This is a genomic window from Arthrobacter sp. 10T419 (assembly GCF_056394105.1).
In genome coordinates this window covers 1-452 of record NZ_JBFTHF010000046.1, presented here as the reverse complement: position 1 = coordinate 452, position 452 = coordinate 1, and the positions used below count along the sequence as shown (strand labels likewise).

Below are 452 nucleotides of genomic sequence, written 5' to 3'. Positions count from 1 at the left end.
GGTGGAAGTCGGCGCGGATGTGCGGCGAATCGACCAGATCGATGCGGCGCGGATCGGCCACGATCAGCCTGGCGCCGGCGCGCAGGCGCTTCTTCATGCGCGAGGCGAACACCGGGTGGCCGTCGGTCGGATTGGCGCCGATGACCATGATCACATCAGCCTTGGCCACCGAGCGGAAGGTCTGCGTGCCGGCGGACTCGCCCAGCGTGGTCTTCAGGCCATAGCCGGTGGGCGAGTGGCAAACCCGGGCGCAGGTATCGACGTTGTTATTGCCGAAGGCCGCGCGCACGAGCTTCTGCACCAGATAGCCTTCCTCGTTGGTGCAGCGCGACGAGACGATACCGCCGATCGAATCCTTGCCGTGCTCGGCCTGGATACGCTTGAACTGCGAGGCCGCGTAGCCGATGGCTTCCTCCCACGACACTTCGCGCCACGGGTCGGTGATCTTCGCC

At 66.4% G+C, this 452-nt stretch carries 1 protein-coding gene; it reads right to left on the bottom strand.

What is annotated here, in order from left to right; translation table 11 throughout:
• On the bottom strand, nucleotides 1-452 hold a 452-nt coding region (locus AC1DBD_RS17805; protein ID WP_476982718.1), incomplete at both ends, for a molybdopterin-dependent oxidoreductase.